Consider the following 8,819-nt stretch of genomic DNA (forward strand, 5'->3'; position numbering starts at 1 on the left):
TCAACTCCTGGTGGTGACATGCGCGAAGGGGATCACGTTCGATGCGTTCGCCGCCGCCGGCGCGTCGCCGCGCGCGGCGGCCCGCGCGGCCGCGCGGCGCGCATGGCGCTCGCTGCCGCGCAGCAGCGCGTGCGTGGCCGAGACGACATCCTCGACGCTCACGCCGAGCAGGCACGGATGGCCCGGCTGGTCGCACACGCTGCGATAGCAGTTGCGGCACGGCACGTCGACGTTCAACGCGCGGTGCGGCACACGCCACGGCGTGTGCTGCGGGTTGGTCAGTGCGTACAGGTCGACGACCGGCGTGCCGAGCGCGGCCGCGAGATGCACGGGGCCGCTATTGTTCGACAGCAGCACGTCGGCCGTCTCGATCAGCGCGCCCAGTTCACCGAGCGGCAGCGTGCCGGCAAGCGGCACCGCACGCGGCCCCGCGCGTTCGCATACCGCGTCGACGAGCGCGCGCTCGCCGGCGCTGCCGGTCACGGCGATGCCGTCGAACAACGGCGCGAGCCGTGCGGCGGCGTCGCCGAAGCGCTCGGCCGGCCAGCGGCGCGACGCGGCGCTCGCGCCCGGATGCACGACCAGCCAGCGCGCGCGGCCCGCGCCGGGCCGGTGCGGGCCGCCGGCACGCTGCAACGCGGCACGCAGCCGCGCGTGCAGCATGCGCCGCGCCGCGTCGCCGGGCTCGAACGCCATCCGCCAGTCGGACGTCTTCGCGCCGATCGCGCGCACCAGCGCCAGCTGGCGCGCGACCTCGTGGCGCACGTGCGATTCCGGCTCGGTTTCCCGGACGCGATCGGTCAGCAGTTCGTACGGATTCTCGCGGCAATGCGCGAGCCGCAGCGGAATGCCGGCGAGCCAGCACATCATCGCGGCCGGCAGCGGGCTCTGGCTATATACGGTGAAGATCACGGCCGCATCGAAGCGGCCGGCCAGCAGCTGGTCGATCATGTCGAGATCGGCGACCGGATCGCCGCGCGCGGCCGGCTGCCTGACCCACGGCGCGTCGTAGGTCCACACGTCGTCGACCATCGGCAGGTGATGCGCCAGCGCGGCGCCGGTGCGCGACGTCAGCAGCGTGATCCGGCGGCCATGGCCGCTCTCCTTCAGCGCGCGCATGGCGGGTGTCGTCATCAGCACGTCGCCGAGGCTGTCGAGCCGCACGCACAGGACCCGGCGCGCGCGATCCCACGCGGCGCTCATCGCAGCACCCACGAGCCGTGGCGCCGCACGGCCTCGCGCACGACGATGTCGGCGGCGAGATCGAGACGATCGACCACGTGGTGCGGCGTGCGCGCGGGGTCGACGTTGTACGGCACGTTCTCGAGCAGCGTGCCGTCCTTGTCGAGCAGCACGGCGCCCGGCGGCCGCCGTTCGCGGGTCAGGGCCATGACGTCTCCTTCATCGGCAGCACCATCACTTCCGGCACGACCGTTCCGGGCGGTTGCGTCAGCACGAAACGCACGGCGGCCGCGACGTGCTCCGGCGGCTGCAGCGTGTCCTCGTCGATATCGGGGAAGCGGTCGAGCAGGAACGGCGTGCGCATCCCGCCCGCGACGATCGCCGACACGCTCACGCCGGCCGGCCGCAGCTCCGCATGCAGCGCATGCGACAGCCCGAGCAGCCCCCACTTCGTCGGGTGGTACGCGGACGCATTCGGCCACGCGCGCTTCGCCGCGGTCGACGCGATGTTGACGATCACGTCGAGATCGCCGAGCGCCTCGCGCGCATCGTGCACGACCTGCAGCACCGATACTTCGTCGCGTACGTCGAGGCGCCGACCGATCGCGTGGCCACCCTGCCGCTCGAGCCGTTGCGCGACGGCCACCGCGCGATCGCCGTCCAGATCGGCGACGATCACGTGCGCGCCGTGTTGCGCGAGTTCCTCGCAGATGGCCTCGCCAAGGCCGCGGCCACCGCCCGTCACGAGGGCGGTGCGGCCGGCGAGCGGCGGGCGGCCGGGATCGTGAGTCGCGGGCACATGCACCTCCTGTAAGCGTCCGAAGAATCGTGGCGGTGACGCGTGTCGCGACAAGCGTCATACAGGTGTACAGCGAAAACCGTGCCATTCGGCGGACGCCCGCGCCATATCGCGGTCTCGCGCGCGTCCGCTGGCCTTTTTATAACCTGCTGTAAAAACGTGCCCGCTTCCCCGCGCTTCAGATCGCGAGCCCGTCCGGCGTCGCCTGCGCGCGATGCTTCGCGAGCGCGCGCAGGCAGTGCGCGACGCAGCCCGCGAACGCCTCGTCGAACCACGGTTGCGCGCCCGCCACGCCGACCACGATCCCGTGCTGCGCGACACCGCCCCACAGGTTCGTGTCGCCCGCGCGCAGCCGGTACGGCTCGAGTGCCTGCACCACATGGCCGTCGCGGCCGGTTTCCCACGACAGCCGCGCCTTCGCGCGGGCGTACGCGCGATAGTCGGCGTCCCAGTCCCGCGGGTCCGGCAGCGAGAACTCGTACAGGATCGCGTCCTCGAACGCCGCGTCGCCGGGCCCGAGCGCGGGATCCATGATGACGATGTGCAGGCAGCCGCTGTCGCCGACGAAGTCGCTCTGCAATGCCGCCGACAACGTCGGCAGCAGCAGCTCGACGGCCGCGACCGCGGCCTGGCGGTCGGCGAACGCGCTACCGGCGCGGCGCTCGGTCAGGGTTTCGGGTGGCGTCGGGTTCGGAAGGTTCGGCATGGATTTCTCCGGAGGAAAGCGCGAGCGCGCGCAGCGCCGCGATCAGATCGGCCGCTACCGCGGGCTTGGTCAGGTAGGCATGGAAACCCGCTTCGACCGCGCGCGTGCGGTCACGCTCGCGCGCATGGCCGGACAACGCGAGCGCTTCGAGCGGCGCCCGGCTCTTACGCACGCGATCGCCGGATCCCGGGTCGGGTCGTCCCGCGCGTCGCGCCGTCAATGGCGCGGTTCGCGATCGCGGCCGGTGGGAATGCCGGGGGTGGTGCCGCTGCCCGGTTCAGGGTCGCGCGCGGCAGGCTGCGTCGGCGTGACCGTGCGTTGCGACGGATGCAGCACCATGCCGGTGTCGTGTTCGCCGTCGCGACGCACGCGCACGCGGTTCTCGACGTCCCGTACGCACATGCAGCCGTCGGCAATGTCCTCGATGTCGTGTTTCATCCAGCGCGCCGGCACGGTGCCGTCGAGCTCGACGCGGCCGTCGCGCACCTGCACGCTGACGTCGCTCACGTCGATGTCGAGCGCATGCGCGAGCCGCTCGCACACATCCTCGCGAATCCGCTCGTCCGAGCGCGTATAGCCTTTCGGGCCCTGGCGGTGGCGCATCGCGTCGCGTTCCGCGGCGCTGCCGAAGCGCGACGGGTCGCGCGCGCCGCCCGGCGCGTCGCGCCAGCCGCCGCCGCGCTGCTCGGCCAACGGCCGCGCCGAGCGCTCGCTCCACTCGCTGCCCCAGTCTTCCGGGCCGACGTCCTCGCGGGCGAAGCGCCGGTACGCGGATTCATAGTCGGCATCGTGCCGCGCGGATTCGCCGCCCCGGAAATCGCGCTCGTCGGCACGCCGGGATCCGCGTTCCCCGCGGTCCTGCCAGTCGGACGGCCCGCTCCGTTCGGTTTGCCGTCCGGGATATCGTCGTGGTTGCATCGTGTCTCTCCTTGATCGTGCCGGTGCCGCGCATGGCCCCATGTCGCGGCGCGGGTCGGTCGGATGGCTGCAAGTCGCGTGCCGCGTGCGCGGCCGTTGGGGCGCACCTGACCGGGCGTTCCTATCTGCAACGCGATTGCACTTTTTGCGCGAACAGTCGCCGTGCCGGACCCTATGCGCCACCCGCGCCCGGTTCCTCCGGCGCGTCCGGGTCGTCGGTGCCGCCCGGCTCGCCGAGCCGTTCCGTGCGATCGGGCTCGATGTCGGCGCCGTCCTCGAGCCCCGCGTCGCCGTCCGCGGACGCACGCTCGCCGGTGCCCGACCGGTCCGTGTCGCTGTCGAGCGCCGCGTCGCCGCGCGCCAGTGCGTGATCGTCGAGCGGCGAGTCGACGTCGAACGGATGGCGCCGCGCGCCGGCCGTGTCACTGCCGCTGTCGGATGAGTCGCTGGGCCCCAGCGCGCGGCCGTCGCGGCCGCGCCGCGCGTTCTCGTCGTCCGGGCCGGGCGGTTCGTTGTCGGGATTCAGGGTACTGTTCATGGCGATCTCCCCAGGCAGGCGTGGCATGGCGTGCGGACCGGACGGCGATGCAAGCGGCATGCCGCGCCGCCGTCACCCGGCCGCCGCCAACGGGGATTTCCCTTGGCATGCACCGGACGGCACAGGCGATGCGCACCCATCGATCAGGCGAATTGAGCGCCCCGCTGCTGGCGGGGTGCCAATCCGATTTGAATGGCCGCGACCGGCAAGCTCGACGCGGCAGGACGGCACTTGTCCGTCCGCATCCGACAAGACCGTTCCGATGAAGAAAGACGACGTCATTTCCGATCCGCCGCCATCGCTCACGCCCGCCGACGCGCGCGACTTGCTGCACCGCTTTGCCGAATTCCGCTTCGAGACCGTCGTCGGCGCCATCAGCGACTACGCCGTGTTCATGCTCGACCCGCACGGCAACGTCGCCACGTGGAACCGTGGCGCCGAACGCATCAAGGGCTATCGCACCACCGAGATCGTCGGCAACCATTTCTCGCGCTTCTATCCGCCCGATGCGATCGCGGCCGGGCGGCCGGCCTTCGGTCTGCAGGAAGCCGTCGCGCGCGGCCGCTTCGTGGACGAAGGCTGGCGTGTGCGCAAGGACGGCTCGCTGTTCTGGGCCAGCGTGACGATCACGGCCGTGCGCGACTCGGCGGGCCAGCTGGCCGGCTTCATCAAGATCACGCGCGACATGACCGAGCGCAAGCGGCTCGCGGAACTCGAAGCGTCGACGCACCGGCTCAGCGTGTTCATCGCGATGCTCGCGCACGAGCTGCGCAACCATCTCGCGCCGCTGCGCCATTCGGTCGGCGTGCTGCAGAGCCTGCCCGATCAGGCACCCGTGCTCGCGCAGTGCCGCGACGCCGTGCATCGTCAGGTCGGCCAGCTGACGCGGCTGGTCGACGATCTGCTCGACGTCGGCCGCATCACCGCCGGCAAGGTCGAGCTCGACCATGCGCCGGTGACGGTGCGCGACGTCGTCTGCCGCGGCGTCGAAAGCGTCCAGTCGAAGCTGGCCGCGCGCGAGCAGCACATTCGCGTCACGCTGCCGGCCGATCCGGTGGTCGTGCGCGGCGACGCCGCGCGGCTCGTGCAGGTCCTGCACAACCTGCTCGACAACGCATCGAAATTCTCGACGCACGGCGGCCGCATCGACGTCGGCGCACGCGTCGTGGATGCCGCCGTCGAGATCCGCGTCAGCGATCACGGCGTCGGCATCGCAGCGGGCTCGCTCGAATCGATCTTCGACCTGTTCGAGCAGGAACGCACGCCGTACCGGCGCGCGTCCGACGGCTTCGGGCTCGGCCTCGCGATCTGCCGGTCATTCGTCGAACTGCACGGCGGGATGATTTCCGCCCACAGCGACGGCCCCGGCCACGGCGCGACGTTCACCGTGCGACTGCCGATCGACCCCAGGGCGCACGCGGCGCCCGTCGACACCGGCGCGCCGCATACGTCCGAACCGCCGGCCGGCGCGCCGCTGCGCATCGTCGTCGTCGACGACAACCGCGACTCCGCCGACACGCTCGCCGTACTGCTGCAGGTCAAGGGCCATGCACCGCACGTCGCGTACAACGCGGACGACGCACTGGCGCTCGCGCGCGACGTCGTTCCGCACCTGATGCTCGTCGATCTGTCGATGCCCGACATCGACGGCTTCACGCTGCTGCACGAACTGCGCGCGATCGACACGCTGGCCGGCACGACGTGCGTCGCGCTGTCCGGCCATGCGCGGCCGTCGGATCGCGAGCGCACCGCGAGCGCGGGCTTCGACGATCACCTCGTGAAGCCCGTCGAGATGGCGGTGCTCGATGCGCTGTTGCAGCGCGTCGCGCGCCAGGCTCGGCGCGCGCGCTGACCGGTCAGGCCATCGCACGGCACATCGCCGCGCAGGTGTCGCATGCCAGCGCGCAGCGCCGGCAATGCTCGTGCGTGTGCTGCAGGCATTCGGCCGCACACAGGTCGCACGCCTGCGCGCACAACGCACAAACGAGCGGTGCAATCACGCTGCGGCGCGCCATCGCGCCCGACGCGAAGCGGCACAGCTGCGCGCATTCGATGTCGAGCGCGATACAGGCGGCCAGTTTGTGCGCATCGGGCTCAGCCAGGCAACCGGCCGTGCAGGCATCGCACGCATGCGCGCATGCGTCGCACGCGGCCATGCAGTTGTCGTAACAGGCATTCATCTCGTTCATCAGAAATTGCTCCGAGAAACCCCGCCCTTGCCCCCACGGGGACGTCCTTCGGGGCGAATGGCGGGAAGGAAAGGCGTGCTGTTGACAGGCAGCTTCTTCCACGAGGCATGATCCTTGCCGACCGCTACCGCGTGAAGTCGCTCAACGGACTGCTCAACAAGCAGAGCCGTCGGTGAAACGGGCGAGTGTCGGCCGGGGCGCCGCAGAACGCGGTGCCCGCGCGCGGCTCGCCCGGGTGTCGGGCACCGTATCGATGCGGATGTCGCCGATGCCGTGGAATACGACTGCTTTCATGTCGGGCCCTCCTTGTCGAAAGCGGAAACGGTGTAGATACCGTCGCGCTGTTCGAGCAAGGCGCGCGCCCGTCGGCGGGCGGGCGCGTCGGCCGCGGCTTCGGTCAGCGACGCGCGGTCATGCTCGCGCGGCCCCTTGCTGCTCGAGTGCGCGCTCCGCGCGCAGGCAGTCGAGATCGCGGCCGAGCGTCGCGACCGCGAGCCGCGTGTTGCCGCGCCAATACGTCACCGAGCCGTCATGCGCGCGCAGGTCGCCGTCGATCTCGACACGGTCCCATTGCTCCGCATGGCCCACATAGCGCACCGTCAGGTCGTAGTGCTGGCTCCAGAAGAACGGCACCGCGTCGAACGGCCGCTGCTGGCCGAGCATGTTGCGCGCCGCCGCGATGCCCTGCCGCTCCGCGACCACCCAGTGTTCGACGCGAATGCGCTCGCCCGTCAGCGGATCGGGCCAGCGCGCGATGTCGCCGGCCGCGTAGACGTCCGGCGCGCTCGTCTGCAGGAAACGGTCGACCGTCACGCCGCGATCGACGGCCAGCCCCGCGTCCTGAGCGAGCGCCAGGTCCGGATGCACGCCGATGCCGACCACCACCACGTCGGCCGGTAGCACGTCGCCGTTCGACAGCGTCACGCGGTCCGGCTCGATCCGCGCGGGCGGCGCGCCGAGATGGAACCCCACCCCGTGCGCCTCGTGCAGCGCGCGGATCGTGTCGCCGAGCGCTTCGCCGAGCACGCGCGCCATCGGATGCGCGTCGGGCGCGACCACCTGCACGTCGAGCCCGCGCGTGCGCAGCGCGGCGGCCGCTTCGAGACCAATGAAGCTCGCACCGACCACGACGCAGCGCTGCGCCGTCTTCAGCTTGCCGATCAGCGCATCGCAATCGGCGCGCGAGCGCAGCACGCGCACGTGGGGCAGATCGGCGCCCGGCACGGTCAGCCGGTTCGGCTCGGCGCCGGTGGCGAGCAGCAGCGCGCCGTAGCCGATGCGGCTGCCGTCCGCGAGTTCGACCGCGTGCCGCGCGGGATCGATCCGCGCGACGCGCGTCGCGCAGCGCACGTCGATGCGCTGGTCGGTATAGAACGACGCGCCGCGCAGCGGCAGCCAGTCGGCCTCGGCCGTGCCGGCCAGATAATCCTTCGACAGGTTCGGCCGGTCGTACGGCGGCTCGCCGTCCGCGCTCAACAGCGTGATCGCGTGCGGATAGCCTTCCTGCCGCAGCGTCACGGCCGCTGCGATCGCGGCCGCGCCGCCGCCGACGATCACCACCGATGCGGGCAGCCCGGCCGCTTTCGGTTGCGGCGGCGCCGCGGCAGGCCGCGCATCGAGCACGACCGCGCGCCCGTCGCGCCGCTCGACGCGCCAGCACGTCAGGCCGTCGAGGGCCGGCGCGCGCAGCAGCGCGCCGGTGCGCAGGCAGAACGCCGCGTGATGCCACGGGCAGCGAATCGTGTCGCCGACCAGCAGCCCGTCGGCGAGCGGTGCGCCGTAGTGCGGACATTGCGCACTCACGGCAAACAGTTCGTCGGCACGGCGCACCAGCAGCACCGTTGCGTCGCCGACCTGGCCCTCGATCATCGCGCCCTCCGCGAGGTCGTCGAGCGCGATGCCCTGCGCGAGATCGGGACGTGAAGACGAGGCGTCGCTTGCGGACATGGCGTGACTCCCGGAGTGAGGTAACGATCCCATTATCGGCGTCGTTCCCGAAAAGAACAGGGACGGACGACCCCGCAGCGCACGCAAACGCGCACGGTCGCTTGTGCGCAATCCACGACCGGCGTAGAACGTCGTCAACGTTGCGTCGCAACACGCCGGATGCGCGTGCGCGGGGGGCCGGCGACGCACGCAATCCGCGTGCCGCGCGCGGCCCGGCTTTCGTCACGAGAAAAGGCACGAGAAAAGGCGCGTTGCCCGATGGGCACCGAACGGGCAAGCAATCGTATCGGCTCACGTGACGCGCCGTCGCGCGCTCAGCCGATGCAGGCCATCGCGAGCTTGCCGACCGTCACGACCGCCCGCTCGATCACCGCCGACCACGGGCTGCTGTAGTTCAGCCGGATGAAGTTGCGGTAGGTGTCCGCGATCGAGAACATGTAGCCGGGGCCGATCGTGATGCCCTGCTCCAGCGCGAGTTGGTACAGGCGCATCGCATCGACCTGGGCCGGCAACTCGACCCACAGCACGTAGCCGCCCGCC

At 71.5% G+C, this 8,819-nt stretch carries 8 protein-coding genes and 4 pseudogenes; 1 reads left to right on the plus strand and 11 read right to left on the minus strand.

Going from position 1 to position 8,819, the window contains the following annotated elements; genetic code table 11:
* From ACTJKF_RS11830 to ACTJKF_RS11865, 8 genes and pseudogenes are all read right to left on the minus strand, one after another.
* Positions 1-1,203, minus strand: a complete 1,203-nt coding sequence (locus ACTJKF_RS11830) for a glycosyltransferase family 9 protein (protein ID WP_440623723.1) — start codon at positions 1,201-1,203, stop codon at positions 1-3.
* Positions 1,200-1,304 (minus strand): annotated as a pseudogene (locus ACTJKF_RS11835) (D-glycero-alpha-D-manno-heptose-1,7-bisphosphate 7-phosphatase); the annotation flags it as partial. The gene ACTJKF_RS11830 and the pseudogene ACTJKF_RS11835, both read right to left, overlap by 4 nt.
* Positions 1,293-1,370: pseudogene (locus ACTJKF_RS11840) on the minus strand (D-glycero-alpha-D-manno-heptose-1,7-bisphosphate 7-phosphatase); the annotation flags it as partial. The pseudogenes ACTJKF_RS11840 and ACTJKF_RS11835, both read right to left, overlap by 12 nt.
* Positions 1,371-1,381: 11 nt before the next feature.
* Positions 1,382-1,981, minus strand: a complete 600-nt coding sequence (locus tag ACTJKF_RS11845) for an SDR family oxidoreductase (RefSeq protein WP_440623724.1) — start codon at positions 1,979-1,981, stop codon at positions 1,382-1,384.
* 178 nt (positions 1,982-2,159) lie between these two features.
* Entirely contained in the window at positions 2,160-2,687 is a 528-nt protein-coding gene (locus ACTJKF_RS11850) for a hypothetical protein (RefSeq protein ID WP_440623725.1), read from the minus strand.
* Positions 2,629-2,862, minus strand: a pseudogene (locus ACTJKF_RS11855) (hypothetical protein); the annotation flags it as partial. The gene ACTJKF_RS11850 and the pseudogene ACTJKF_RS11855, both read right to left, overlap by 59 nt.
* 41 nt (positions 2,863-2,903) lie before the next feature.
* Complete coding sequence (locus ACTJKF_RS11860; RefSeq protein WP_440623727.1) at positions 2,904-3,605, minus strand: BON domain-containing protein; 702 nt, start codon at positions 3,603-3,605, stop codon at positions 2,904-2,906.
* Positions 3,606-3,777: 172 nt separating this feature from the next.
* Entirely contained in the window at positions 3,778-4,143 is a 366-nt protein-coding gene (locus tag ACTJKF_RS11865; RefSeq protein WP_440623728.1) for a chemotaxis protein, read from the minus strand.
* 262 nt (positions 4,144-4,405) lie between these two features.
* On the opposite strand from ACTJKF_RS11865, the gene ACTJKF_RS11870 reads away from it, so the two are divergent.
* On the plus strand, positions 4,406-5,995 hold the full coding sequence (locus ACTJKF_RS11870; RefSeq protein WP_440623729.1) for a hybrid sensor histidine kinase/response regulator: 1,590 nt from the start codon (positions 4,406-4,408) through the stop codon (positions 5,993-5,995).
* A 4-nt stretch (positions 5,996-5,999) separates the two neighbouring features.
* On the opposite strand, the gene ACTJKF_RS11875 is transcribed toward ACTJKF_RS11870, so the two are convergent.
* The 3 genes and pseudogenes from ACTJKF_RS11875 to ACTJKF_RS11885 all read right to left on the minus strand — a co-directional run.
* Positions 6,000-6,332, minus strand: a complete 333-nt coding sequence (locus ACTJKF_RS11875; RefSeq protein ID WP_440623730.1) for a four-helix bundle copper-binding protein — start codon at positions 6,330-6,332, stop codon at positions 6,000-6,002.
* Positions 6,333-6,743: 411 nt separating this feature from the next.
* Positions 6,744-8,279 (minus strand): FAD-dependent oxidoreductase, encoded by a 1,536-nt coding sequence (locus ACTJKF_RS11880; protein WP_440623731.1) that lies wholly within the window; start codon positions 8,277-8,279, stop codon positions 6,744-6,746.
* 314 nt (positions 8,280-8,593) lie between these two features.
* Positions 8,594-8,819, minus strand: a pseudogene (locus ACTJKF_RS11885) (PLP-dependent aminotransferase family protein); the annotation flags it as partial.

Origin of the sequence: Burkholderia sp. 22313 (assembly GCF_052045245.1) — a bacterium.
Taxonomy (GTDB): domain Bacteria; phylum Pseudomonadota; class Gammaproteobacteria; order Burkholderiales; family Burkholderiaceae; genus Burkholderia.